Here is a 24,962-nt window from a genome sequence, read left to right as displayed (position 1 = left end):
TCTTGCCTGCCGTTTTTTGCGCGGATCAAGCCCGCCCGGTGCGCTCAGCCAAACAGGCGCCGCGCGTGAATGCCAAGCCCCGTCGCCACGCTCGCGAGGCGGTCGCCGAACACGGGCTGGGCATCGGGGAACGCCTCGGCCAGCGCCTGCGTGAGGAACATGAGGCCGGTCGAGCCGCCCGTGAAGTAGAGCGCGCTCACCTGGCCCGGCGCCACGCCCGCGGCCTGCACGGTGTCGCGCGCGGCCTGCACGATGCGGCGCGTTTCCTCGCGGCCCGCCTCGACGAGCTGGGCGTCGCCGAACGCGAGGCGCAGATCCGCTTCGACCGATTCGAGGTCGATCATCGTCTCCCCGCCCGCCGACACGCCGATCTTCGCCTCCTCCGCGCGCGCCATGAGCGCGTGCCCGAGACGCTCCTCGACCACGCGCATCAGGCGGTCGTGGTGGCGCGTCTCGCGGTACAGGTGACGCATGAGCTTGAGCTCGGTGGTGCGCTTGGGCGTGTAGATCGTGTTGATCAGGTGCCAGGTCGCCAGATCGAAGTAGATGCGGTTCGGCACTTCGCGGCCTTCCGGGTCGAGCGCCTGGTAGCCGAGTTCGCGCAGGATGGTCGCGAGCTCGACGCGGCGGTCGAAGTCGGTGCCCGCCACGTGCACGCCGTGGTGCGCGAGCACGTCGTCCTTGCGCTCGAGCCGCGACATGCGCTGCGGCCCCACGCGTACGAGCGAAAAGTCCGACGTGCCGCCGCCAATGTCGGCCACGAGCACGAGCCCTTCCGCGGTAAGGCGCGACTCGTAGTCGAACGCGGCCGCGATCGGCTCGTACTGGAACTCGATCTCGCGAAAGCCCACGCCGCGCGCCGCGCCTTCGAGCTGGTCCTGCGCGAGCCGGTCGGCGCGCGGGTCCTCGTCGACGAAGAACACGGGGCGCCCGAGCACCGCGTGCGTGATCGGCGCGCCCGCGCAGCGTTCGGCGCTGCGTTTCAGGTGTTCGAGAAAGATCGTGATGATCTCGGTGTAGCGAATCGCGCTGCCGTCGCCGAGGTCGGTCGTGCTTTCGGCGAGCGGCGAGCCGAGGATGCTTTTCATCGAGCGCATCAGGCGGCCGTCGAAGCCGTCGATATAGGACGCCAGTGCGGCGCGCCCGAACTCGCGCGTGTGTTCGTCGACGTTGAAGAACACCGACGTCGGCAAGGTGGTGTGGGCGCCTTCCACCGGCGCGAGGCGCATGGCGTCGCCGGCCGCTGCGGGCAGCGCCACTGCCGAATTGGAGGTTCCGAAGTCAATCGCGCAGAAGCTGGTCATGGCAAAGGCTGCGCCGCAGCGAATGCGCGCGCGAGAGAGGAAAGGTCGGGGAGGACCGGCTTTGTAACACGAAAGCGCGGCGCTGGGCAACCGCAGGGCCTTGATGCGGCCCCACAAGAAAAACGCGCGGACTGCGCCGCGCGTTTCATATGACCCATCTGGGAGCACCGGACACGCGCGCAGCCAGCCGGCGCGCACCCGGTTGCAGGATCAACCCTTGAACGGCTTCTTCCAGGCGTTTTCGTAGGCGATGTCGCCCACCGCCGAGCGCGTGCGCTCCGCTTTTTCGCGGTCGCGCAGCACCGGCTCCAGCCTGTCGGTTTCGCCGTAGTGGCCGATCGAGATAATCGCGAGCGGCTCCACGTCGTTCGGCAGGGCGAATTCCGTGCGGAACGCCTGCACGTCGAAGCCGCTCATCTGGTGCGCGGCGAGGCCCAGCGCATGCGCCTGGAGCACGAGAGACATTGCCGCCGCGCCCGCGTCGTATTGCGCCGTGCGGTTGACTTCGCCCTTCGAGTTGAGCGTTTGCGCGGTCACGGCGATCAGCACCGGCGCCGGCGTGTTCCATTGCTGGTTGAACGGCACGAGCGTCGCGAACGCGCGCTTGAACGCGGCCTCGTCGGCGCTGCGATCGAACACCATAAAGCGCCACGGCTGAAGGTTGTAGCCCGAGGGCGCCCAGCGCGCCGCCTCGATCACCGCGTGCAGCGCCTCGCGGCTCACCGGCTCGCTCGAATAGGCACGCGGGCTCCAGCGCCCGGCGATGAGTTCGTGAATGGGCACGGCTGTCGGTGCGGGTTTGTGCTTCGTCATGCCTTGTGTGTCCTTGCGGTGGCGGGCGGCTTGCCCGGGGGTCACTAGCATAACCGCAGCGCGTGAAATACGCTCAAGTGCGACGGGCGGCACGCTCGCGCAGCCCGCGTCAAGCCACGTCAGGCCGTCTGCACGCCCACCGTACGCGGCCCGCGATTGATCCGCAACACGAGGAACGACGCCACGAGGCACAAGCCGCCCGAGATCATCGACGCCACCGTGTACGTGCCGAGGCTCGAGCGCAGCAGGCCCGCGCCGAACGCCGCGAACGCCGCGCCGAGCTGATGGCCCGCCACCACCCAGCCGAACACGATCGGCGCGCGCTCCTTGCCGTAGACGTCGGTGGCAAGACGCACCGTCGGCGGCACGGTCGCGATCCAGTCGAGGCCGTAGAACACCGCGAAGATCGGCAGCCCGAAGAAGTCGATGCCAAACGCGTGCGGCAGATAGATCAGCGAGAGGCCGCGCAGCCCGTAGTACCAGAACAGCAACACGCGGCTGTTGAAGCGGTCCGAGAGCCAGCCCGAGAGCGTCGTGCCGAACAGGTCGAAAATGCCCATCGTCGCGAGCAACGAGGCGCCCTGCACTTCGGTCATGCCGTAGTCGCCGCACATCGCGATGAGGTGCGTGCCCACATAGCCATTGGTGCTCGCGCCGCAAATGAAGAAGCTAAAGAACAGCAGCCAGAAGTCGCGCGTGCGGCTTGCCGAGAACAGCGCGTCAAACGCGATCTTCAGCGGATTTTGCTGCGGCGCAGGCGGGGCGACTGGGGTGCTCTCGTCCTCGCCGAACGGACGCAGATTCACGCTCGCGGGCCGCTCCGGCAGCAGGAACAGCACGAGCGGCAGCGCCACGGCGGCGGCGGCTGCAACCACGAGCACCACCGGTTGCCAGCCGTACTTCTGCGCAATGGCCGCGAGCAAAGGCAGGAACACGAGCTGGCCCGTGGCCGAACTCGCGGTGAGGATGCCCATGACGAGGCCGCGATGCGAGCTGAACCAGCGCGTAACGACGGTGGCCGAGAGCGAGAGCGCAGCCACGCCGGTCGAGCCGCCCACCATCACGCCCCAGATCAGGATCATCTGCCACGGGTGGGTCATCAGCGCCGAGATTGCGACGCCCGCCGCCATCGTGGCGAGCGCCACGAGCAACGTGGGCCGCACGCCGAAGCGCTGCATGGCCGCCGCCGCGAACGGCCCCATCAGCCCATAGAGCGCGATGTTCACCGAAATGGCGAGCGAGATCGTCGCCCGGCTCCAGCCGAATTGGTGCTCGAGCGGCACCATCATCACGCTCGGCGTCGCGCGCGTGCCGGCGGCCGCCAGCAGCACGAAAAACACCACCGCCACGACGAGCCATCCATAGTGGAAACGCCCGCCTATTCGCCTCGCTGCCCAGTTCATTGATGCTCCTGTCACGCCGTGGCAGCGCGCGAAGCGTGCGACGGTTCGTTGAGTTGTTCGTTGTGACGGCTCGCGTGGCTGCGACAATGCACCACCGCTTGATTGTTACCGATCGGTCACAAGTGTGTTGCGATAGTAGTGACCGCTCGGTAACATGTCAAGCAATCCCTTGATCGCGAGATGCCCTCATGAAACACGAAGGCCAGGACGAAGCGGCCCCCGCTACGGGGCCGGCAAAGCGCCCGCGCGCGCAGAAGCCGGGCGCGCGCGCTCACGAGCATCTTCTGCTTGCCGCCGACGAGCTGTTCTACCGCGAAGGCGTGCGCGCGGTGGGCATCGAAGCCGTGGTCGAGCGCGCGGGCGTGAACAAGATGAGCCTGTACCGGCAGTTTTCGTCGAAGGATGATCTCGTCGTTGCGTACCTGCAACGCTGCGACGTGCGCTTTTTCCAGCGCTTCGACGAAAGTCTCGCGAAGCATCCGGGCGAGCCGGTCAAGCAACTGGTGCAGTATTTCGAGGATCTGGCGCGGCGCGCCTCGGCGCCGGATTATCGCGGTTGCCCGTTCGTCAACGTCGCCACGGAATTTCCCGACGCCACGCATCCCGCGCGACGCAGCGTGGACGTCAACAAGTCGAAGCTGATCGCGCGGCTCACCGCGCTCGCGCAGGGAGCGGGCGCAACGGACGCGGTCGCGCTCGCCGAGGAACTCGCGCTCATCGTGGAAGGTGTTTATGCCGCGAGCCAGACCTACGGGCCGGGCTGCGGGGTGATCCACGCAGCGCCGCGCATGGCGAAGCGGCTGATCGAAGCGGCGTGCCCCGCGCCGCTAAAATGACGCGATGACCGATACTTCCCTGCCGCCTTCCGCGCAGTCCGACGCGCCATCCGACAATCACGCCGCAATCCTCGACGCCACGCGGCACTGGCTCACGCGCGCCGTGATCGGGCTGAACCTCTGCCCGTTCGCAAAGGGCGTGCACGTGAAAAACCAGATTCGCTATGTGATCAGCGAGGCAACCGAACTCGAAGGCGTCCTTATCGATCTGGAGCGCGAGTTGCAAACGCTCGCGCAGACCGACGCCGCCGAAATCGACACGACACTGCTGATCCTGCCCCACGCGCTCGCCGATTTCGCCGAGTTCAACGACGCGACCTGGTTTGCCGAGCGGCTTGTCGGCCAGTTGCGGCTCGAAGGCACGCTACAGGTGGCGAGCTTTCACCCTCAATTCCAGTTCGACGGCACCGCGCCCGACGACATCGAGAACTACACGAATCGCGCGCCGTATCCGATCCTGCACCTGTTGCGCGAGGCGAGCATCGAGCGCGCGGTCGAGGCGTTTCCCGACGCCGCCGACATCTACGAACGCAACCAGGAAACGCTGCGCAAGCTCGGCTTCCAAGGCTGGCGCGACTGGATGGCGAAGCGCGACTGACGCCGCGCCCCGGTCACGGGTTCTGCGCGGCTCAGGCTTCGGTCGCAGGCTCCGCGGCCGCCTCACCCTCGTCGGCGAAAAAGCGCTCACGCAACTCGGCGAGACCAAAGGTGTCGAGAATCTCGTTGAGTCGAGCTGCCGCACGGCCGCGCGGCAAATCCTTGTACTGGGCGATGATGAGTTCGTTCTTCATCGAATGCTCCCAGCCCACCAGTTCCGTCACGCTCACCTGATACCCGTGCGCCTCGAGTTGCAGGCAGCGCAGCACATTGGTGATCTGGCTCCCGAATTCGCGCGTATGCAGCGGATGCCGCCAGATTTCGGTCAGCGCCTGGCCGAGCGACTTGCCCTTGTTCCTGCGCAGCACGCCCGCCACCTCGGCCTGACAGCACGGCACGACGACGATGAAGCGCGCGTGCTTCTTGAGCGCGAAGCGCAGCGCGTCGTCGGTGGCGGTGTCGCAGGCGTGCAGCGCGGTCACCATGTCGACGCTCGGCGGCAGTTGCGTCGACGTGATCGAATCGGCCACCGAAAGGTTCAGGAAAGACATCCCCCCGAAGCCCAGGTGTTTGGCCAGCTCCTGCGAGCGCTTCACGAGTTCGTCGCGCGTCTCGATGCCATAGATATGTGACCTGTCGCGCTGATCCTTGAAGAACAGGTCGTAGAGAATAAAGCCGAGGTAGGACTTGCCCGCACCATGGTCGACGAGGGTCACGTCGCGGCCGTCCTGCTTCAGTTCCTTCAGAAGCGGCTCGATGAACTGGAACAGGTGATAGACCTGCTTCAGCTTGCGGCGGCTGTCCTGGTTCATTTTGCCGTCGCGCGTCAGGATGTGGAGCTCTTTCAGGAGTTCGACAGACTGGTTCGGACGGATTTCGTAAGTCTTGCTGGACATCGGCGTGGCTTGGAGAAAGGTGTCGAGTCGCGCGAAACGTGCGACAGGCGACAGAAGGGATCTGGAATATCTGTCATTTTACGAAAAAAGCTGGTCAAGGCCGTCGAACCCTGAAGAACGGCCCGTGTCGTAACTGCGTCCGGCACGCTGACCCACGTGCGGACAGGAGGGAGGGGTTGAATAGAAGAGACACGAGGATTTTCGTCCCCGATGCCCAAAAAGGACCAAAGCGTAGCGCTGCCGGCCGGCTATGTACCGGATGGCGCGCATTGGGAGGTCGTACCGGGTTCGCCGGTTGCGATAAATCAGGCTGGCGCAGCCCCCGCTGCGCGAAGAGCGCACGACGCTGTACGGCCTTGCATGGGGCATGCAATGAATACGATACCTGACGGCAACGCAGAACAAAAATTCCAGGAACTGCTTACGAAACTCGTCACGGTTCCCGACTGGACGGAAAAGCAGCAACTGGAGCTGGAAATGGCGCGCGACATCTCGGTGGAGATGCTGCGTGTTGCGGAAACCATGCGTGACGGGCCATCGGATCTCGAGACCTGCCTGATACTGCTGAAGTACGCGAAGGTTCTCGACTTCGTGATGTCGGCGCTCGCGTCGCGTCGCGACATCAAGCCGCAAACCCTGCGCGTGATCTTCAAGCTCGCGGGCCTCAAGGTCGACGAGGCCTATCCGGGGTGACGCCGAAGTGAAGCCGATGTAAAACCGATACAAAACCGATATAAAGCCGGATCGCCGGCGCGGCGGTTGCGCCGCCAGCGCCGACGATCGACACCGACACGGGCCGCCTGCGGCCTGCCCGCTTCTTTTTGCCGGCGCGTTCCCCTACCTCCGGCTCACTCGGGCCGCACCTTCAAACGCCATAGCGACGTCACTTCGGCTGCGCGCGCGCGGTAGAGCGGATCGTTGGGATCGGAGGCCTTGGGGTGCCGCGGCCGGATGTCCTCGCGCCCTACCACTTCCAGCCCGGCCTGCACGATCATCTCGACGAGCGCTTCGCGCGTGCGCAGCCCGAGATGCTCGGCGAAATCGGACAGGATCAACCAGCCCTCGCCGCGCGGTTCGAGGTGATCCTTGAGACCGCCAAGAAAGCCGCGCAGCATGCGGCTGTCCGGATCGAACACCGCGTATTCGATAGGCGACGCGGGCCGCGCCGGCACCCAGGGCGGATTGCAGACGACGAGCGGCGCGCGCCCCGGCGGGAACAGATCCGCCTCGACCACCTCGACCTGCGCCGCGTAGCCGAGGCGCTCGAGATTCTCGCGCGCGCAGGCCAGCGCGCGGGCGTCCTGATCGGTGGCGACCACATGCTTCACGCCACGCGAGGCGAGCACGGCGGCAAGCACGCCGGTGCCCGTGCCGATATCGAAAGCCTTTTCGAGCGAAGGCAGCGCCGTGCGCGCGACGAGATCGACATACTCGCCGCGCACCGGCGAGAACACGCCGTAGTACGGATGAATGCGCTCGCCGTCGAGCGCCGCGATTTCGACGCCCTTCTTGCGCCACTCATGCGCACCGATAAGGCCGAGGATCTCGCGCAGCGAAACGACCGAAGCCTCGCCATTGGGCGCGCCCCACGCCTCCTCACACGTGAGCCGCACGTCGGGCGCGCGGCGCAGGTTGATGCCGTAATCGCCTTCGAGCGGAATCAGCACCATGCCGAGCGTGCGCGCACGCTGGGCCTGTGCCTGGCGGTGCAGGTGAAACGCTTCGAGCGGCGTGGCGGGCGCCTTGGGCGCCGCCGCGGCCTTGCGCGGCTTGCGCTCCGCACGGCGCCCCATGGCCAGCAAGAGCTGACGCGCGTTTTGAAAGTCGCCCTGCCAGAGCAGCGCGGTGCCTTCACAGGCGAGACGATACGCCGCGTCGGCGGTCGTGCTGTCGTCGGCGAGCACCACGCGTTTGGGCGCGGGCACGCCGGCCTCGGAGCGCCAGCGCACCGTGCGCGGGCCTTCCGTGTCGGGCCAGGTGAGAGTGGGATGTTCGGTCATAGGTCGAATGTGCAATGCGGCGCCATCATATAGGAGAGCGACGCGGCGCGGTCCGCCGTATCGCCATTGCCGCGATCATCGCTCAGGCGGCCATGCGCGTCGACCCGGCCAAACGGCATAGGACGAAAGCGCACGCGAAAACACGAAGCATGCGGCAGTAAAATGGGCGCCGACCGGGCCTTCGCCCGCCCCCTGAAACCATGCCCGAAACGACCCAGCAGACGCGCCGCGCGCGCAAACCGCGCACCCGCCGCGCCCGGGCGGGCGCGGGGCTCGACGAAGGGTTTTACGCCGAGTTGCTGCATATCGTGGGGCTGTGCGAAAGCACGACGGGCGCGCGGTGCGCGGTTGCACGGCTCGCACCGCATGAGCGTTCGAACGGGTCGCTTATCGAACTCGCACTAGTGCGTCTCGCGCATGTGCGCCACGACGAGGCGGAACGTTTCGCGCTAGCGCTGCGGCTTTGCATCGCGTGGATCAGCCGGCTCGTGTTTCTCAAGGTGCTGGAAACGCGCCTGCTGACGCTGCATGACGGCGACCCGCTGTACGGCTTTCTGAACAGCGCGCAGATCCGCTCGTTCGCGGAACTCGACGCGCTATGCAACGACGTGCTCGGCGGCACGACCCAGGCGTCACGCTTCGCCCATCTCCCGCGCTTCGACGGCTCGCATTTCGAGCCGCGCGATCTCGACCGGCATCTGCTCGCCATGAGCGCGCTCGACGCAAGCGCAACCCTGCCGCTATACGCCCGGTCGGCGCTCGCGCCGGAAAGCGGCGAACGAAGCGTGCTGGCCTATCTGCTCGATTTTCTCGCGGCGTTCGAGTTTTCGGCGGGCGTGATCGGGCGAGACGCCGCCAGCCGACCTTGCCTCGACGCTTCCGCGCTCGGCCTCATTTTCGAGAAACTCAACGGCTACCGCGACGGCGCGTGGTACACGCCCGCCAGCGTCGCGATGCAACTCGCGCGCCCGGCGCTCACGCAGGCCGCGCTGACTCGCCTGAACCGCGCGAACGGCTGGTGCTGCGCCACCATCGATCAGCTATCCGAATCGATCGTGGACCACGACGAAGCCCGCATGGTGCTGGACGCGCTGCGCATCTGCGATCCGGCCGTGGGCTCGGGGCATCTGCTCGTCTGCGCGCTCAACGAACTGCTCGTACTGAAAGTGCGACTCGGCTTGCTGGACGCCTGCGACCGCGAAGCGCTCAACCCATACGCCATCACCGTGGCCGACGACCGCCTTTGCGTCACGCACGCGAATGGCGCGTCGCTCACGCGCGAACGCGACGGCGCGGCCATTCGCGAGATCGAAGCCGCATTGTTTCGTGTGAAGCGCGGCATCGTCGAGCACTCGCTGTTCGGGGTCGATATCAGCGCGGATTCGGTCGGCATGGCGCGTCTGCGGCTCTGGATCGAGTTGCTCGAACACGCGGATCTCACCGCCAGCGCGCCGCCCGTCGCCCTGCCGAATCTCGAAGCCAATCTCAAGCAAGGCAACGCGACCATCAGCCGATTCGCGTTCGACGCGCCGTTGCGCGACGCCGCGCACGCGGTGGCCGACTATCGCGCGATAACCGCCAGGCTGCGCGCCTCCACCACGCGCGCGCAAAACGCCGCCGAAGCGTCGCGGCTCGCGCAACAGCGCGACGCGTTGCTCGCTCGCGCCACACCCGGCGGCAACGCCACGCCCGCGGACGCCGCCGCGTTCGAATGGCGCGTCGAGTTCGCGGATCTTCTCGCCGACGACGGCCGCTTCGAAGGCTTCGACGCCGTGATCGCGAACCCGCCATACATCGACTCCGAGCGCATGATCAACGAAGGCCAGCGCGCCTTGCGCGAGCAACTCACGCGGCGCTGGCCGAGCGCGAAAGGCAACTGGGACCTGTACATCGTGTTCATGGAACTGGGCCTCGCGCTGCTGAGGCCGGGCGGCGCGATGGCGTACCTCACGCCGGACAAGTGGCTCTCGAAGCCGTTTGGCGAAGCGTTCCGCGCGCGACACATCGGCAAGATCAAGCGCATCGTCGCGCTGGGGCGGGACGTGTTCGAGCAGGCGCGCGTCGATTCGATCGTCACGCTCTATGGCGAAGCGGGCACGGACGTCGTCACGACGGCGCGCATCGACGCCACCGCTCTCACCGAACTCGCGCAAACCGGCAAGCGCACGCTCGAAGCGCCGTGGCGGCTCGATGCGCTGCTCTCGCCGCACCACGCATTCGCGCAACGCCTCGCCCGCTCGCACCCAACGCTCGGCTCGCTCTTGCCGTGCGAAAACGCCTGCGCGACCGCGGACGCCTACCGGCTCGCGCCGCTCGTCGAAGAAGCCGCCGGTCGCTACTCGCGCGAGCGCCACTATCGCGTGGTGAACACCGGCACACTCGGCCGCTATCGGTCGCGCTGGGGCACCAAGCCAATGACCTATCTCGGCAACGCTTACGCGGAGCCGGTGGTCGAGCGCGAACGCTTCGCAGCGACGTTCGCGAACGGATACCGCGCAAAAGCCGCCGCGAAAAAGGTGATCGTGAAAGGCCTCACGCGGCTCGACGCGGCGCTCGACCTGGCCGGCGACACGATTCCCGGCAAGACCACGCTGATCCTGCGCGCGCACGACGACGACCTGCTGATGTTCGCGGCCGCGCTGCTCAACTGCCCGCTCTCGCTTTTCCTGATCCGCGCGCGCTTCGGGGCGTCGAGCTACAACGGCGGCGTGGCGTTCACCAAGGCGATGATCGACACGTTGCCCGCACCCGCCGACGCCTCGGTGCGTCACGCGATCGCGGCGCGCGTGAGCGCACTGCTGCGGTGCCCGCACGAGGGGACCGGCGGCGAGCAGGCCGCCGCGATGGCGCGCGACATCAACGCCTGCCTGTACGCGGCATTCGGATTGACCGCACAGGAGATCGATCTCGTGGAAGGCCGCGCCGCCGCGAAGCCGCAACGCTGAACACACCGGCGAACGGACAGCCCGGCGACGGCGTCCCGGCGAGTCGGCTAGTCTTGCTCAACCCTTGCTCATACGCGCGGAGAGCAGACAGCATGAAATGGCCACGCTTGTTCGGCACCTCGGACGAAAGCAGCGTGCTGCGGCTTTCGATCGCCACGACGTTGCTGATCGCGATCTTCGGCGTCGTGTTCGGGCTGGTTTCGGGATCGTTCTCAATCGTGTTCGACGGCGTCTACTCGCTCATCGACGCGAGCATGAGCGCGCTGGCCCTCGCGGTCGTGCGCCTCATCACCTCCTACGCGGTCAACGTCGATCTGCCGCGCAAGTGGCGCGAGCGCTTCACCATGGGCTTCTGGCATCTCGAACCGATGGTGCTCGGGCTCAACAGCACGCTGCTGGTGGGCGTGGCCGTCTACGCGCTGATCAACGGCATCACGAACCTGCTGTCGGGCGGCCACGAACTGCACTTCGGCCCGGCGCTCGGCTATGCCGCGCTCACGGTGAGCGCCTGTCTTGCGATGGCCGTGGTGGAGTCGCGCGCGAATCGCCGCATCCGTTCGGATTTCCTGCGCCTCGACATCAAGTCGTGGATCATGTCCGCGGGCATCACGGCGGCCCTCCTGATCGCCTTCAGCGCGGGCTACGCGATCCAGGGAACGGCGTGGGAGCACCTCACGCCCTACGTCGACCCGGCGGCGCTCGTGGTGGTGTGCGTCGTGATCATTCCGATACCGCTCGCGGAAATCCGCCAGGCGCTGCTGGACGTGCTGCTCGTCGCGCCCCCCGACCTCAAGCGGCACGTCGATGCCATCGCGGCGCGGTTCGTGGAGCGCTACGGCTTCGAGTACTACCGCGCTTATGTCGCGAAGGTGGGGCGCTCCCGCGAAATCGAACTGTACTTCGTGGTGTCGCCGGACATGCCGCCCAAGCGCATCGCCGAATGGGACGCGATTCGCGACGAGATCGGCCGGGCCATCGGCGGCGACGAGTCGCACCGCTGGCTCACGATCATGTTCACGAGCGATCCGCAATGGGCGGAGTGAGATGCGGCGGCGTGCCGCCGCCGCGTGCCGCCACCGCGTGCCGCCACGTTAGGGCGCCCAGAAAGCACAAAGGGTTACGTGAACTTCACGTAACCCTTTGTCTTGTATATGGTGCCGGCTGCAGGACTCGAACCCGCCACCTGATGATTACAAATCAACTGCTCTACCAGATGAGCTAAGCCGGCGTAGCCCGCTATTCTACTTCATTTCACGATCTTGAGGTGGCCCTTGCCGCCCTTATTGCCACCGTCGTCGTCGCGCTCATCTTTCTGGACGGCGCGCGGCGCAACCGGGGCCGCGGGCGCTTCGGCAGGCTCGTCGCGCAGTTCGTGCGCCTCATGCGCGCCCGTGTCCGAATCTTCGTGATCTTCGGAGGACAGCACGTCGTCGGCGTCGCCCGGCGGCGACTCGACCGGAAACGCCATGCCTTGCCCGTTCTCGCGCGCGTAGATCGCGAGGACATTCGCAACGGGCACTTCGATCTTGTGCGACTTGCCGGAAAAACGGGCGTGGAACTCGATCATCTCATTGCCCATCTGCAACTGGCTCGTCGCCTCGAAGCTGATGTTCAGCACGATCTCGCCGTCGCGCACGAACTGGCGCGGCACACGCGTGCTGTTGTCGACCCGCACCGCGATATGCGGCGTGAAGCCGTTGTCGGTGCACCACTCATACAGCGCGCGCAGCAAATACGGCTTGGTGGAAATCTCTTGCATCAACAATCCTTTCGCGAGGCGGCGCTCACACCTACGCCGTGCACGCCGCCTCTGTTACCCGCAAACCACCGGGGTGCTGCTTAACGACGCATCACCTTTTCCGACGGCGTCAGCGCTTCGATGTACGCCGGACGGCTGAAAATGCGCTCGGCGTACTTCATCAGCGGTGCGGCGTTCTTCGACAGTTCGATGCCGTAGTGATCCAGACGCCACAGCAGCGGCGCAATCGCGACGTCGAGCATCGAGAACTCTTCGCCCAGCATGTACTTGTTCTTCAGGAAGATCGGCGCGAGCTGCGTGAGGCGGTCGCGGATCGCGAGGCGCGCCTTTTCGTGGTTCTTCTCGGCGGCCTTGCCCTTCTCGTTTTCGAGCGTGCTCACGTGCACGAACAGTTCCTTCTCGAAGTTGAGCAGGAACAGACGCGCGCGGGCGCGCTGAACCGGATCGGCCGGCATCAGCTGCGGATGCGGGAAGCGCTCGTCGATGTACTCATTGATGATGTTCGACTCGTACAGAATCAGGTCGCGCTCGACCAGAATCGGCACCTGACCGTACGGATTCATCACGGCGATGTCTTCCGGTTTGTTGAACAGGTCGACGTCGCGAATTTCGAAGTCCATGCCCTTTTCGAACAACACCAGCCGGCAGCGCTGGGAGAACGGGCAGGTAGTGCCGGAGTACAGAACCATCATGATTTACATTTCCTCAATAAACCCAAAAGGCCAGCAGGCGAAAAAACCGCCTGACGGTCCAGAACCGTCAGACGGCTTCTCGTCGCACCGGCCCCACGTCGGTCAGGACGTGCCTATTTGATATCTTTCCAGTACGCGGCGTTCAATCGCCACGCAAAAAAGCTCAGGACGCCAAGGAACAGGAGCACCCACACGCCAAGCTGCCTGCGGGTTTTCTGCTCGGGTTCGGCCATCCAGCCAAGGTAAGCCACCAGGTCGGCCACGTCGGCATCATAATCCACAGGCGACAGCGTACCGGGCGTGACCTGCTGGAACCCTGCGAAACGACGCACTTTTTCCCCGGTTTCCTCGTCCGTCGTGTCCTCGAACTTCGCCGTGCGGATGCCCTGCAACTGCCACAGCACGTGCGGCATGCTCACGTTCTCGAACACCAGGTTGTTCCAGCCAGTCGGCCGCGTGTCGTCGCGGTAGAAGCTGCGCAGGTACGTGTACAGCCAGTCACGCCCTTTCGCCCGCGCTTCCACGGAGAGGTCCGGCGGCGGCACGCCGAACCACGCTTTCGCGTCGTCCGGGCGCATCGCGATGGACATCGTGTTGCCGACCTTGTCGGTCGTAAACAGCAGATTATCTTCGATTTGCTTCTGTGGAATGCCAAGATCCTGCAACCGGCTGTAGCGCATCAAGTTCGCGCTATGGCAATTCAGGCAGTAGTTTACAAACAATTTGGCGCCGTGTTGCAGCGAAGCAAGATTTTCGCCGTTATCGGGAGCACGGTCGAGCGGAATATTTTCCTGCGCCGACGCGGACCCGACCCCAAATGCACAAGTGAGCGCCAAAGCGGCCAGGCTGGCGCGGACGCTCACCTTCGCGAGCGTCGAAAACAGAGATTGTCTCGTCATATCTTCCTCGCTCGTCAATTAATGGGGCTTGAACCGCACGCGCTCGGGCGGCTGCTTGAAGGTGCCAAGCGGCGTCCAGAACGGCATGCCGAGGAAGAAGGCGAAATAGACGAGCGCGCAGACCTGGGCGATCAGCGTGGCCGCCGGCGACGGCGGTTTCGTGCCGAGGAAGGCGAGCGTCAGGAACGCGAGCACGAAGATGCCGAGAAACACCTTGTGGAAGAACGGCCGGTAGCGGATCGACTTCACCGGCGAGCGGTCGAGCCACGGCAGGAAGAAGAGCGAGATCACCGCCGTGCCCATCACCACCACGCCCCAGAACTTCGACTCGGTGAAGTACATCGCGAGAATCACGAGCACGGCCAGCACCGGCAGCCCCGCGCGCCACTTGCCGCGCGCGCGCACGAGCGCGAGCACGCCGAGCAGCGCGATCACGATCATCAGCACGATCTTGAACGGGTCGGTGGTGGCGCGCAGCATCGCGTAGAACGCCGTGAAGTACCAGACCGGCGCAATTTCGGGCGGCGTTTGCAGCGGGTTGGCCGGCACGAAGTTATTCGACTCCAGGAAGTAGCCGCCCATTTCCGGCGCGAAGAACACGATCGCCGCGAAGATCATCAGGAAGATGCACACGCCCATGAAGTCGTGCACCGAGTAGTACGGATGGAACGGAATGCCGTCGAGCGGCACGCCGTTCGCGTCCTTTTTCTCTTTGATCTCGATACCGTCCGGGTTGTTCGAGCCCACTTCGTGCAGCGCGATGATGTGGCAGATCACGAGCCCGACCAGCACGAGCGGAATGGCGATCACGTGGAACGCGAAGAAGCGGTTGAGCGTGACGTCCGAGACCACATAGTCGCCGCGAATCCACAGCGACAGGTCCGGGCCGATGAAGGGAATCGCCGAGAACAGGTTCACGATCACCTGCGCGCCCCAGAACGACATCTGGCCCCACGGCAGCAGGTAGCCGAAGAACGCCTCGGCCATCAGGCACAGGAAAATCGCGCAGCCGAAGATCCACACGAGCTCGCGCGGCTTGCGGTACGAGCCGTACAGGAGGCCGCGGAACATGTGCAGATACACGACCACGAAGAACATCGACGCGCCCGTGGAGTGCATGTAGCGGATCAGCCAGCCCCACGGCACCTCGCGCATGATGTACTCGACCGATGCGAACGCGAGCGTCGCATCGGGCTTGTAGTTCATGGTGAGGAAAATGCCGGTGACGATCTGGTTCACCAGCACGAGCAGCGCGAGCGAGCCGAAGAAGTACCAGAAGTTGAAGTTCTTCGGCGCGTAGTACTCGGAAAGGTGCGCTTTCCACGTCGCCGTCATCGGAAAGCGCTTGTCGATCCAGCCTTGCAGTCCGGAAGCCGCGCCGGCCGTCTCCACCACATCCTTGTCGGTTCCCGTCGCCATCACGCTTCTCCTTTTTCGTCCTTGCCGATCACGATCTCCGTCGCGGACGTGAACATGTATCGGGGAATGTCGAGGTTTTGCGGCGCCGGCTTGTTCTTGAACACGCGGCCGGAAAGATCGTAGGTGGAGCCGTGGCACGGGCACAGGAAGCCGCCCGGCCAGCTGTCGGGCAGGTTCGGCTGCGGGCCTTCCTGGAAGCGCGGCGTAGGCGTGCAGCCCAGATGGGTGCAGACGGCCACGGCCACGAGAATGTTCTGATGCTCGGCGCGCGAGCGGAACTCGTTCATGCAGTATTCCGGCATCGGCAGCGAAAACGGATGCTCGGAGTTCGGGTCGGCCAGATCGGGATCGGCCTTCTTGACGTCGGCCATCATGCGGTCCGTGCGGTACAGGATCCACACGGGCTTGCCGCGCCACGCCACGGTCATCATCGAGCCGGGCTGGAGATTCGTGATGTCGACAGCGACAGGCGCGCCGGCGGCGCGGGCTTTTTCGGATGGTGCAAAGGAACCTACGAAGGGTACGACAGTGGCCACGCCTCCAATGCCACCTGCTACGGACGTCGCAATCAGCCAGGTTCGGCGGCTGCCGTCGACGCGGTCATTCTCTTTGTCTCGCATCACATCGCCCCACTTCTGAGTTGGATTTATCCGTCACGCCAGCTTACCCGCGGTGCTGCCGAACGCTAGTTTGCTCGAATGGAGTTGGCATTTACAAGGGGCGATCTCTAAAAAGCGTCCGAAGTCCTTGATATCTCGGGGTTTTCCCGCAGAAAAGAGGGCCACTTTCTTTTCGTTTTGTAAATGCCTCACGAATAAAATCATGCTGCACCACGACAATTCGCGCACTGCGCGCGGCGCAATGCGCGATATCGGGTCGACCCAGAATCAACCCGGAAACGACGCTGAAGCGCGATTAAACGCGATTAAACGGGATTGTCGATATCGATGAAAAGATGCTCGATGTCGAAGGCTTCCGAGAGATGCGCGCCCAACGCCTGAACGCCGTAGCGCTCGGTGGCGTGATGGCCGGCGGCAAGAAACGCCACGCCGCTTTCCGCCGAGGTGTGCGTGGTCGGCTCGGAAATTTCGCCGGTGAGAAAGACGTCGGCGCCGGCCTCGATCGCAGCGTCGAACAGACTTTGCGCCGCCCCCGTGCACCAGGCCACGCGGCGAATTTGCCAGTCGGGGTCACCGAGCACGAGCGGCGTACGGCCGAGTGTCTGCTCGACCTCAGCGGTGAAGTGCGCGAGCGTGATCGGCATGGGCAGCGTGGCCATCCAGCCCAGATCCTGTTCGCCGAAGAGTTGTTCGCCGATCCAGCCGAATCGGGCGGCCAACTGCGCGTTATTACCCAGTTCGGGATGGCAGTCGAGGGGCAGATGGTAGGCGAACAGGTTGATATCGTTCGCGAGCAGCGTCTTCAGGCGACGGTACTTGCGGCCCGTGATTTGCGGCGCTTCGTTCTTCCAGAAGTAGCCGTGGTGCACGAGCACGGCGTCGGCGCCCCATTCGTGCGCGGCTTCGAGGAAAGCGAGCGAGGCGGTCACGCCCGTGGCGATCTTCTGCACGCGCCGCCGCCCTTCGACTTGCAGGCCATTGGGGCAGTAGTCCTTGAACCGCGCGGATTCCAGAAGATTGTTCAGATACAATTCCAGTTCGATCCGATCCATATAATCCTCTAATCTTCAGATGCTTAGACGCTTTTGGCTGTTCTTCGCCCAGGCGGTGACGGTCCTGCTGGCGTTGATGTTCATCATCGCCACGCTCAAACCGCAGTGGCTGCAACACCAGGGGCAGTTCGGCAAGCAGCTTGCCGAGCCGATCGTCGCACTGCGGGAAGTGGCGCCGGGGATGGGCTCAGGCGCCGCCCAGGGCTCCTATGCGGACGCCGCCCAGAAGGCAATGCCCGCGGTCGTCAACGTGTTCTCGAGCAAGGATGGGTCGCTGCCGCCCGACCCTCGCCAGAACGATCCGCTATTTCGCTACTTCTTCGGCGATCGCAACAAAAACCAGAAGCAGCAGGAGCAGCCTGCCGCCAACCTCGGTTCGGGCGTCATTGTGAGTCCGGACGGTTACATTCTAACGAACCAGCACGTGATCGACGGCGCGGACCAGATCGAAATCGCGCTCTCCGACGGCCGCACCACGAATGCGAAGGTGATCGGCATCGACCCGGAAACCGATCTCGCCGTGCTCAAGATCAACCTGCCGAACCTGCCCACCATCACGCTCGGCCGCATGGACCAGACGCGCGTGGGCGACGTCGTGCTCGCCATCGGCAACCCGTTCGGGGTGGGACAAACGGTCACCATGGGCATCATCAGCGCGCTCGGCCGCAATCACCTCGGCATCAACACGTTCGAGAACTTCATCCAGACCGACGCGCCGATCAATCCGGGCAATTCAGGCGGCGCGCTCGTCGACGTAAACGGCAACCTGCTCGGCATCAACACGGCCATCTACTCGCGCTCGGGCGGCTCGCTCGGCATCGGCTTCGCGATTCCCGTCTCCACCGCGCGCAGCGTGCTGGAGAGCATCATCACCACGGGCTCGGTCACGCGCGGCTGGATCGGCGTCGAACCGCAGGACGTGACGCCGGAAATCGCGGATTCCTTCGGCCTGAAGGAGAAGTCGGGCGCGATCGTGGCGGGCGTGCTGCAAGGCGGCCCCGCCGACAAGGCCGGCATCAAGCCCGGCGACGTGCTCACCTCGGTAAACGGCGAGGCCATCACCGACACCACGCGCCTGCTCAACGTGATCGCGCAGATCAAGCCGGGCACCGACGCCAAAGTCCACCTCGTGCGCAAGAACAAGGATCTGGATATCGACGTGCTGATCGGCAAGCGCCCGCCGCCGCCGAAGCAGCCGGAGCAGGAAGACGGCGAAGGCGACGACGGCGGCTGACGAGGTTCGCGGCGCGTTCCGCTCCCCGGCCCGGCGCGCAACCCGCCAAGCGCGCAAACGAAAAAGGCCGCGAACCTGCTGGGTTCGCGGCCTTTTGCTTGGGTGAGCGCCCGGATGAGCGCTCCGCAATGGGCTTCGGTACGCCTGCGAGCGGCGTTAGCTCGCCGCCTGACTCTCGTCCGCGGCCTTCTTCTCGCCGTTGCCGATGAAGATGCGCGCCGCGATGATGCCCGCCTCGTAGAGAATGATGAGCGGCAGCGCGAGAATGAGCTGCGAGAACACATCGGGCGGCGTCACGACGGCTGCGACGATGAACGCGCCGACGATCACATACGGCCGGATTTCCTTGAGCTTCTTCACCGACACCACGCCCATGCGCACGAGCAGCACGACGATGATCGGCACCTCGAAGGTCACCCCGAACGCAATGAACATGGTGAGCACGAAGCTCAGGTAATTGTCGATGTCGGTGGTCATCTCCGCGCCGAGCGGCGCGTTGTAGTGCGCCATCACGCGGAAGATGGTCGGAAACACCACGAAATACGCGAACGCCATGCCGCAAAGAAAGAGCGTGTAGCTGCTCGCCACGAGCGGCGCCACGAGCTTCTTCTCGTGCTGATAGAGGCCCGGCGCGACGAACGCCCAGATCTGGTAGAGCACGACCGGCAGCGCGATCACGAAGGCCACGAGCATCGTGACCTTCATCGGCACGAAGAACGAGCCGGTCACGTCGGTGACGATCATCTTGCCGTCGCGTGGCAGGTTCTGCATGAGCGGACGCGCAAGCAGACGGAAGATGTCGGGCGCCCAGTACACGAGGCCGACGAATACGACGATCACGGCAATGCCCGCGCGGATGATGCGGTCGCGCAGTTCGACGAGATGGGAGATGAAGGTCTCTTCGGAGCCTTCTTCCTGAGTTTGCTGGGGGTCGCTCACGCCGGCCCTCGGTTGGAAATGAACGTGCCTGGATTGCTGAACATGCGCGAATGCGAACCTACTCGAAAGCGTCGCACGGCGTCAGAAGAAGCGTGTGGGCCGGCGCAGGCTGGCCGGCGTGTGCTGCGCGACGCGCGCCGCGCCCGACTGCACGCGCGTGCGGCGCAGCGTGGCGCGCTTGTACCACACGGGCGTTGCGTTCTGCTTCACGCGCCAGTTCTTGCGTTTGCGGGAGTCGGATGCCGCCGCGCCGGCGTTGCCGGAACGCCAGCCGGAAAGCGCCGAAGCGTCGCCCGACTGATCCGCCACCGCCCCTTCCACGCTCGCCGGATCGGCGCCGCCCGCAATGCTCGGCGAGACCGACGTGCCCTGGTTCCAGGCGTCGTTCAGCTCGTCTTCATGCTTGCGCAGATTGTCGTGGACGTTTTTCTCGACGTTCTGCGCGGCCGACTCGAACTCGGTCTTCATGCGGCGCAGCTCGTCGAGTTCGATCTCGCGCGTGACTTCCGCCTTGACGTCGTTGATGTAGCGCTGCGCGCGCCCGAACAGCGCGCCCGCCGTGCGCGCGACGCGCGGCAGTCGCTCCGGCCCGAGAACGACCAGTGCGACAACGCCGATCAGCGCCATCTTGGTTAAACCCAGATCGAGCATGAATGGAGTGTTCCGTCAGCCTTGGCTGCCTGATTGGGGATAGAAGGCGGGAAAGTCCGGCTGCCGCCCGATTAGCGGAGGTCGTTCGAGCGCGGCGTCTTGTCCTTCGCGTCGACGTCCACGGCGCCGCCGTTGGGCGGCAGTTCGCGCTTTTGCGCGTCGGCGGCATTGCCTTCGCCGTCGCGCATGCCTTCCTTGAAACCCTTCACGGCGCCACCCAGATCGCTACCGATATTGCGCAGCTTCTTCGTGCCGAAAACAAGCGCCACGATCAACAAGACGATCAGCCAGTGCCAGATGCTCAACGAACCCATGATTGACTCTCTCCTTAACCCCGTCACCGCGCACGCTGCGCAGCGATAAAAATCTTGCCTTAGTGATGTTGCACCGACGTGGCGTACGACCCTTTGACACTTTCGGCGACATCGACGCTCTCACCGCACCGAAGTGCCGGCTTCACCGTCCTCAGCCCATGCGGTGCCACGGACGCGGCCCGGCCAGCAAATGCGCGTGCAGATGATAGACCTCCTGGCCGCCGCCGGGTCCCGTGTTCACGACCGTGCGGAAACCGGTTTCGCCGCCCGTGTACGAAACGCCCAGTTGTTTGGCGAGGCGCGCGACCAGTACAAACATTCTACCAAGCAGCGGTGCATCGTTTTCACCGCAATCGGCGAGCGTAGGGATATGTTGGCGAGGGATCACGAGCACGTGGGTTTCAGCCGCCGGCCGAATGTCGCGGAAGGCGACGAATTCGTCATCCTCGTACACCCTCGTGCTGGGGATTTCGCCGTCGGCGATCTTGCAGAAGAGACAGGTACTGCGGTCGTGACTCATGGTGCTCCTGGTGAGCGACTAAACGTGCACCGGAGGTGCAATCGGGCAAACCCAACCGGGAAAACCCAATCGGGCAAACCGTGCCGGACCCGCGCCGCTCAGAACCAGGCGCGCGGATTGAGCAGCGGCTTGTTGTCGTACAAATACAGCCAGCCTTTGATGATACGGTACAACGTCCAGATTGCGACAGCCCACAAAATTGGAATGCCGATCAGCACGAAGATGAGCACGCCGCCGATCAGATGCCCCGCGAGCCCGAGCCAGAACGTGCGGATCTGCCACGTGAAGTGCTGCTCGTAGGGCGTGCCCACGGCCTCGTCGCGCTTCAGGTAGTTGAGGATGATGGCGACCAGCACGGAGATGCCGCCGGTCAGCCAGTAGACCGCATACAGCGCGTAGAGCACGTGCGTGAAAGTGCGCAGGCTGCGCAGACGGTCCGCGTCGACGCCGTTGCGGTACGAAGGGGGCGGGTAATCGCCGGACATGGACATGCCGTTCGTCTCCTGTCGACCGGAGTTAGCGCTTTAGCGCTTACTTCGGTCCCATGCAGAGCTGTCGATCCGGAGTTGGCGCTTTAGCGCTTACTCCGGTCCCATGCAGAGCAGTCGTGCTCGATCCGGTTGCGCCAGGCCGCGCGCAACCCTCAGTCGCCGTTCGCTTCGCGCTCGCGCGTCTTGCGCAGCGCCTTTTCCTCGAGGCCCGACAGGCCTTCGCGGCGTTCCAGCTCCGCGAGCACGTCGGCGGGGCTCAGGTCGAAATGCGAGAGCGTCACGAGGCAATGAAACCACAGATCGGCCATCTCGCCCACGAGCGCCTTCGGCGCGCCGCCCTGGCGCACGTCCTTCGCGGCCAGCACGACTTCGGTCGCCTCTTCGCCAACCTTCTTGAGCACCGCGTCGTCGCCCTTGTGGAAAAGCCGCGCGACATAGGACGCGTCTGGGTCGCCGCCCTTGCGGCTGTCGATCACCGCCGCGAGGCGCAGCAGGGTGTCGTTGGTGTTCAGTTGCGTCATTTGTAGATGTGTTCGGGGTCTTTCAGCACGGGATCGACGGCGACCCAGCGGCCTTCGTCGACGGTGCCTTCGAATTGCTGGAAAAAGCACGAGTGGCGGCCCGTGTGGCACGCGATGCCCGAAACCTGCTCGATCTTGAGCAGCACGACGTCTTCGTCGCAATCGAGGCGGATCTCGCTCACATGCTGCACGTGGCCCGACTCCTCGCCCTTGAACCACAGGCGCTGGCGCGAGCGCGAGAAGTACACCGCGCGGCGCAGCTCGACCGTCTTGGCGAGCGCTTCGCGGTTCATCCACGCGAACATCAGCACGTCGCCCGTGGCGGCTTCCTGTGCGATCACGGGCACGAGGCCGTTGGCGTCCCAGTTGACCTTGTCGAGCCAGTTCGCTTTGGCGAGGTCTTGCGTCTGTGCGTTGCTCATGGCGTCACATCCTCACCGAAATGCCCTGGTCGGCCATGAAGCGCTTCGCCTCGCCCACCGTGTGCTCGCCGTAGTGAAAAATGCTCGCCGCCAGCACCGCGTCGGCGTGGCCCTTGACGATGCCGTCCGCCAGATCCTGCAAGCCGCCCACGCCGCCCGAGGCGATCACGGGAATCGGCACCGCGTCGGACACGGCGCACGTGAGGTCGAGGTCGAAACCGCTCTTGGTGCCGTCGCGGTCCATGCTCGTGAGCAGGATTTCGCCCGCGCCGAGTTCGGCCATCTTGCGCGCCCATTCCACGGCGTCGATGCCGGTGGCCTTGCGCCCGCCGTGCGTGAAGACTTCCCAGCGCGAGGGCTCGCCCGGCGCCGATACGCGCTTGGCGTCGATGGCGACGACAATGCACTGCGAACCGTATTTGTCGGCGGAGTCGCGCACGAGCTGCGGATTGGCGACAGCCGACGAGTTCATGCTGACCTTGTCGGCGCCCGCGTTGAGCAGGCGCCGCACGTCCGCCACGGCGCGCACGCCGCCGCCGACCGTCAGTGGAATGAAGACCTGCGAAGCCACCGCCTCGATGATCGGCAGGATCAGGTCGCGCTGGTCGGAGGTCGCGGTGATGTCGAGGAACGTCAGTTCGTCGGCGCCCTGGTCGTCGTAGCGGCGCGCGATTTCGACGGGGTCGCCCGCGTCGCGCAGTTCGACGAAGTTGACACCCTTCACGACGCGCCCGGCGGTCACGTCGAGGCAGGGGATGATGCGTTTGGGTAGAGCCATGATCTTGCCGAATTTACGGATCGGTTGATACGTGAAGCCGTGCCGAGGCAGGCCCGTCTGGAGCACGGCCGGAGCACGACAGGTCCGGAATCGGACCAGAGTCGGACTGCGACCGGGCCGTTGTCGCGCGCTTCACCCACGCCCGACGCGCTTCGAAAAATTATCGCGAAATTTTCGCGAGTGCCGCCTCACGTGAAGCGGCGCGGCTGCATGCCAAAAACGGCACAAGGCAGCACAAGGCAGCAAAAAGCCTCCGCTAACGGAGGCCCGGCGTTCGCGCCTTAAGCGTCGTCCGACTCGCGCAGGCTGTCCGCGCGCGTTTGCGCCGCGGCGAAATCGAGGTCGCCCGAGTAGATCGCGCGCCCGCAGATCACGCCTTCCACGCCTTCGTCCTCGACTTCGCAAAGCGCGTCGATGTCGGCGAGGTTCGAGAGGCCGCCGCTCGCGATCACCGGAATCTTCACCGCGCGCGCGAGGCGCACCGTGGCTTCGATGTTGATGCCCTGGAGCATGCCGTCGCGCCCGATGTCGGTGTAGATGATCGATTCGACGCCGTAGTCCTCGAACTTGCGCGCGAGATCCACGACTTCGTGGCCCGTGAGCTTGCTCCAGCCGTCGGTCGCGACCTTGCCGTCCTTCGCGTCGAGGCCAACGATGATATGGCCCCCGAACGCCGTGCAGGCTTCTTGCAGGAAGCCCGGATTTTTCACGGCGGCGGTGCCGATAATCACATAGGAGAGGCCGTCGTCGAGATAACGCTCGATGGTGTCGAGATCGCGAATACCGCCGCCGAGCTGCACGGGGATCTGATCGCCGACTTCGCGGATGATCTCGCGAATCGCGTCTTCGTTCTTCGGCTTGCCTGCGAACGCGCCGTTCAGGTCGACGAGGTGCAGGCGCCGGGCGCCGCGCTCGACCCAGTGTCGGGCCATGGCCGCCGGTTCCTCGGAGAAAATCGTCGCCTGGTCCATATCGCCTTGTTTCAGGCGTACGCAGTGACCGTCTTTGAGATCGATGGCCGGAATCAGCAGCATAGCTTCGGGTGTGTCTGGGAATGAGGTTGAAATCTGCCGGCGCCGGTGGAGAAAAGACCCGATCCGACGCCGTTTCGCTAGTTTAGTACAACTCTTACGGCGGCCTTGCTGACGCAAGTTGAATGCCCGCGCGCTGGTGCGCGAAGGCGGCTGCGAGTGTCAGCGCCGCCGGGCAATCAGGGGTTCCAGTGGACGAAGTTGCGATAGACGCGCAAGCCCGCCGCGGCGCTCTTTTCCGGGTGGAATTGGGTGGCGAAGATGTTATCCCGCGCCACTGCCGAGGTAAAGGCCGCACCGTAAGGCGTTTCGCCCACGGTGTGCGACGCGTCCGCCGGCACCACGTAATAGCTGTGCACGAAGTAGAAAAAGCTCTCGTCGGGCACGCCGTCCCAGAGGGCGTGCGCGCGTGCCTGGCGCACACGGTTCCAGCCCATTTGCGGGACCTTGAAGCGCGAGCCGTCGTCCTGAAGCCGGCCTTCCAGATCGAAGCGCACGACCTTGCCGGGCAAGAGGCCCAAGCCCTTCGTGTCGCCTTCGGCGCTCCAGTCGAACAGCATCTGCTCGCCCACGCATACGCCCATGAGCGGCTTGGTGCGCGAGGCTTCGAGCACGGCGTCCTGCAAGCCCGACTCGGCCAGGCTGCGCATGCAGTCGGGCATCGCGCCCTGCCCCGGCAGCACCACGCGGTCAGCCGCGCGGATAGCCTCCGGACGCTCGACGATGGCCACGTCGGCTTCCGGCGCGGCCTGCCTCAGCGCCTGGGCCACCGAACGCAGGTTGCCCATCCCATAATCCACAATCGCAATTGAAGTTTTCATCTCGA

The 24,962-nt window shown here is 65.0% G+C and carries 26 protein-coding genes, 1 tRNA gene and 2 pseudogenes; 6 read left to right on the top strand and 23 right to left on the bottom strand.

The genetic code is table 11. From position 1 onward, the window contains the following. Positions 1-44: 44 nt before the first annotated feature. The 3 genes from C7401_RS29280 to C7401_RS29270 all read right to left on the bottom strand — a co-directional run bounded on the left by C7401_RS29280 (position 45) and on the right by C7401_RS29270 (position 3,520). Positions 45-1,304: an Hsp70 family protein gene (locus C7401_RS29280; RefSeq protein ID WP_112174889.1), complete on the bottom strand. Its 1,260-nt coding sequence runs from the start codon at positions 1,302-1,304 to the stop codon at positions 45-47. Between the two features lie 210 nt (positions 1,305-1,514). Then, positions 1,515-2,117 carry a nitroreductase family protein gene (locus C7401_RS29275; protein ID WP_112174888.1) on the bottom strand — a complete coding sequence of 201 codons (603 nt, stop codon included), beginning with the start codon at positions 2,115-2,117 and terminating at the stop codon, positions 1,515-1,517. Between the two features lie 119 nt (positions 2,118-2,236). Continuing rightward, complete coding sequence (locus C7401_RS29270) at positions 2,237-3,520, bottom strand: MFS transporter (RefSeq protein WP_112174887.1); 1,284 nt, start codon at positions 3,518-3,520, stop codon at positions 2,237-2,239. A 188-nt stretch (positions 3,521-3,708) separates the two neighbouring features. Here C7401_RS29270 and C7401_RS29265 point away from each other — a divergent pair, with 188 nt between their 5' ends. Together C7401_RS29265 and C7401_RS29260 are read left to right on the top strand one after the other, a co-directional pair. Continuing rightward, positions 3,709-4,356, top strand: coding sequence for a TetR/AcrR family transcriptional regulator (locus C7401_RS29265; RefSeq protein WP_112174886.1), 648 nt, complete (start codon positions 3,709-3,711; stop codon positions 4,354-4,356). Positions 4,357-4,360: 4 nt separating this feature from the next. After that, positions 4,361-4,954 (top strand): DUF1415 domain-containing protein, encoded by a 594-nt coding sequence (locus tag C7401_RS29260; RefSeq protein ID WP_112174885.1) that lies wholly within the window; start codon positions 4,361-4,363, stop codon positions 4,952-4,954. Between the two features lie 31 nt (positions 4,955-4,985). Here the strand turns inward: C7401_RS29260 and C7401_RS29255 are convergent, their stop codons facing one another. After that, complete coding sequence (locus C7401_RS29255; protein ID WP_112174884.1) at positions 4,986-5,849, bottom strand: class I SAM-dependent methyltransferase; 864 nt, start codon at positions 5,847-5,849, stop codon at positions 4,986-4,988. Between the two features lie 372 nt (positions 5,850-6,221). On the opposite strand from C7401_RS29255, the gene C7401_RS29250 reads away from it, so the two are divergent. Continuing rightward, the gene (locus tag C7401_RS29250; RefSeq protein ID WP_112174883.1) at positions 6,222-6,542 is read left to right on the top strand and encodes a type II toxin-antitoxin system HicA family toxin; all 321 of its coding nucleotides are present in this window, start codon (positions 6,222-6,224) and stop codon (positions 6,540-6,542) included. A gap of 155 nt (positions 6,543-6,697) precedes the next feature. Here C7401_RS29250 and C7401_RS29245 read toward each other — a convergent pair whose 3' ends face one another. Beyond that, the gene (locus C7401_RS29245) at positions 6,698-7,849 is read right to left on the bottom strand and encodes a methyltransferase (protein WP_112174882.1); all 1,152 of its coding nucleotides are present in this window, start codon (positions 7,847-7,849) and stop codon (positions 6,698-6,700) included. A 200-nt stretch (positions 7,850-8,049) separates the two neighbouring features. Between C7401_RS29245 and C7401_RS29240 the strand changes: the two genes are divergently transcribed. Then, positions 8,050-10,794 carry a type IIG restriction enzyme/methyltransferase gene (locus C7401_RS29240; RefSeq protein ID WP_112174881.1) on the top strand — a complete coding sequence of 915 codons (2,745 nt, stop codon included), beginning with the start codon at positions 8,050-8,052 and terminating at the stop codon, positions 10,792-10,794. 92 nt (positions 10,795-10,886) lie between these two features. After that, the gene (locus C7401_RS29235) at positions 10,887-11,837 is read left to right on the top strand and encodes a cation diffusion facilitator family transporter (protein ID WP_112174880.1); all 951 of its coding nucleotides are present in this window, start codon (positions 10,887-10,889) and stop codon (positions 11,835-11,837) included. Between the two features lie 109 nt (positions 11,838-11,946). Here C7401_RS29235 and C7401_RS29230 read toward each other — a convergent pair. From C7401_RS29230 to C7401_RS29200, 7 genes are all read right to left on the bottom strand, one after another. Continuing rightward, positions 11,947-12,022, bottom strand: a tRNA-Thr gene (locus tag C7401_RS29230). Between the two features lie 18 nt (positions 12,023-12,040). Continuing rightward, complete coding sequence (locus C7401_RS29225; RefSeq protein ID WP_112174879.1) at positions 12,041-12,553, bottom strand: ClpXP protease specificity-enhancing factor; 513 nt, start codon at positions 12,551-12,553, stop codon at positions 12,041-12,043. 80 nt (positions 12,554-12,633) lie between these two features. After that, positions 12,634-13,245, bottom strand: a complete 612-nt coding sequence (locus C7401_RS29220; RefSeq protein ID WP_027797364.1) for a glutathione S-transferase N-terminal domain-containing protein — start codon at positions 13,243-13,245, stop codon at positions 12,634-12,636. 113 nt (positions 13,246-13,358) lie between these two features. After that, on the bottom strand, positions 13,359-14,144 hold the full coding sequence (locus tag C7401_RS29215; RefSeq protein WP_112174878.1) for a cytochrome c1: 786 nt from the start codon (positions 14,142-14,144) through the stop codon (positions 13,359-13,361). An 18-nt stretch (positions 14,145-14,162) separates the two neighbouring features. Next, on the bottom strand, positions 14,163-15,563 hold the full coding sequence (locus C7401_RS29210) for a cytochrome b (protein ID WP_112174877.1): 1,401 nt from the start codon (positions 15,561-15,563) through the stop codon (positions 14,163-14,165). Next, positions 15,563-16,183, bottom strand: coding sequence for a ubiquinol-cytochrome c reductase iron-sulfur subunit (gene petA, locus C7401_RS29205; RefSeq protein WP_112174876.1), 621 nt, complete (start codon positions 16,181-16,183; stop codon positions 15,563-15,565). The genes C7401_RS29210 and petA overlap by 1 nt, the downstream gene beginning before the upstream one ends. Before the next feature lie 305 nt (positions 16,184-16,488). After that, positions 16,489-17,235, bottom strand: coding sequence for a Nif3-like dinuclear metal center hexameric protein (locus tag C7401_RS29200; RefSeq protein WP_112174875.1), 747 nt, complete (start codon positions 17,233-17,235; stop codon positions 16,489-16,491). Positions 17,236-17,254: 19 nt separating this feature from the next. Here C7401_RS29200 and C7401_RS29195 point away from each other — a divergent pair, with 19 nt between their 5' ends. After that, positions 17,255-18,469: a Do family serine endopeptidase gene (locus C7401_RS29195; protein WP_112174874.1), complete on the top strand. Its 1,215-nt coding sequence runs from the start codon at positions 17,255-17,257 to the stop codon at positions 18,467-18,469. A 156-nt stretch (positions 18,470-18,625) separates the two neighbouring features. Here the strand turns inward: C7401_RS29195 and tatC are convergent, their stop codons facing one another. The 11 genes and pseudogenes from tatC to hisH form a co-directional block, all read right to left on the bottom strand. Next, positions 18,626-19,408, bottom strand: coding sequence for a twin-arginine translocase subunit TatC (gene tatC, locus C7401_RS29190; RefSeq protein WP_112174873.1), 783 nt, complete (start codon positions 19,406-19,408; stop codon positions 18,626-18,628). An 81-nt stretch (positions 19,409-19,489) separates the two neighbouring features. Beyond that, positions 19,490-19,636 (bottom strand): annotated as a pseudogene (gene tatB, locus C7401_RS46150) (Sec-independent protein translocase protein TatB); the annotation flags it as partial. Positions 19,637-19,731: 95 nt separating this feature from the next. Further along, positions 19,732-20,059, bottom strand: a pseudogene (gene tatB / locus C7401_RS46145) (Sec-independent protein translocase protein TatB); the annotation flags it as partial. Positions 20,060-20,130: 71 nt separating this feature from the next. After that, positions 20,131-20,373, bottom strand: a complete 243-nt coding sequence (tatA, locus tag C7401_RS29180) for a Sec-independent protein translocase subunit TatA (protein WP_112174871.1) — start codon at positions 20,371-20,373, stop codon at positions 20,131-20,133. Between the two features lie 151 nt (positions 20,374-20,524). After that, positions 20,525-20,893 (bottom strand): histidine triad nucleotide-binding protein, encoded by a 369-nt coding sequence (locus C7401_RS29175; RefSeq protein ID WP_112174870.1) that lies wholly within the window; start codon positions 20,891-20,893, stop codon positions 20,525-20,527. Between the two features lie 98 nt (positions 20,894-20,991). Next, the gene (locus C7401_RS29170; RefSeq protein ID WP_112174869.1) at positions 20,992-21,384 is read right to left on the bottom strand and encodes a DUF4870 family protein; all 393 of its coding nucleotides are present in this window, start codon (positions 21,382-21,384) and stop codon (positions 20,992-20,994) included. Between the two features lie 152 nt (positions 21,385-21,536). Next, positions 21,537-21,905 (bottom strand): phosphoribosyl-ATP diphosphatase, encoded by a 369-nt coding sequence (locus tag C7401_RS29165; RefSeq protein WP_112174868.1) that lies wholly within the window; start codon positions 21,903-21,905, stop codon positions 21,537-21,539. Next, positions 21,902-22,327, bottom strand: coding sequence for a phosphoribosyl-AMP cyclohydrolase (gene hisI / locus C7401_RS29160; RefSeq protein ID WP_112174867.1), 426 nt, complete (start codon positions 22,325-22,327; stop codon positions 21,902-21,904). The genes C7401_RS29165 and hisI overlap by 4 nt, the downstream gene beginning before the upstream one ends. Before the next feature lie 4 nt (positions 22,328-22,331). Then, positions 22,332-23,105, bottom strand: a complete 774-nt coding sequence (gene hisF / locus C7401_RS29155) for an imidazole glycerol phosphate synthase subunit HisF (RefSeq protein ID WP_112174926.1) — start codon at positions 23,103-23,105, stop codon at positions 22,332-22,334. Between the two features lie 281 nt (positions 23,106-23,386). Next, positions 23,387-24,139 carry a 1-(5-phosphoribosyl)-5-[(5-phosphoribosylamino)methylideneamino]imidazole-4-carboxamide isomerase gene (hisA, locus tag C7401_RS29150; protein WP_112174866.1) on the bottom strand — a complete coding sequence of 251 codons (753 nt, stop codon included), beginning with the start codon at positions 24,137-24,139 and terminating at the stop codon, positions 23,387-23,389. Between the two features lie 176 nt (positions 24,140-24,315). After that, positions 24,316-24,957: an imidazole glycerol phosphate synthase subunit HisH gene (hisH, locus tag C7401_RS29145; RefSeq protein ID WP_112174865.1), complete on the bottom strand. Its 642-nt coding sequence runs from the start codon at positions 24,955-24,957 to the stop codon at positions 24,316-24,318. Between the last annotated feature and the right edge of the window lie 5 nt (positions 24,958-24,962).

This window comes from Paraburkholderia unamae (genome assembly GCF_003268775.1).
Taxonomy (GTDB): Bacteria; Pseudomonadota; Gammaproteobacteria; order Burkholderiales; family Burkholderiaceae; genus Paraburkholderia; species Paraburkholderia unamae.
Note: the sequence above shows the minus strand (reverse complement) of the source record. Positions and strands in the feature narration are given on the sequence as shown.